The sequence below is a fragment of the Bittarella massiliensis (ex Durand et al. 2017) genome, assembly GCF_017566145.1.
GTDB classification, from domain to species: domain Bacteria; phylum Bacillota; class Clostridia; order Oscillospirales; family Ruminococcaceae; genus Bittarella; species Bittarella massiliensis_A.
This window is the reverse complement of record NZ_JABFCL010000333.1, coordinates 1-213: the sequence shown is the minus strand read 5'-3', so window position 1 is coordinate 213 and position 213 is coordinate 1. Positions and strand designations below refer to the sequence as shown.

Below are 213 nucleotides of genomic sequence, written 5' to 3'. Positions count from 1 at the left end.
CCCGCGTAAAGTATGGGAAAGAGTCGATTCCGCCAAGAGACCAGGAAAGAAATATTCAGCCTGGTAGCATCATCATAGACAACGATCTGTATACTCGCTACAAGGGGGAACTGCAGATTGCCCTGAAGGCATTTAAGATTAGTGAAAAAGCAAATCATGTGGGACAGTTGACTGATGAGAGCCTTTTGATTCTAGATTTTATTCAGCCTTGGC

The 213-nt window shown here is 44.1% G+C and carries 1 protein-coding gene; it reads left to right on the top strand.

Features of this window, described 5'->3' with window-relative positions:
* Window positions 1–213: phospho-sugar glycosidase domain-containing protein (locus tag HJY11_RS14555; RefSeq protein ID WP_208076564.1), on the top strand; the 213-nt coding region annotated here is incomplete at both ends.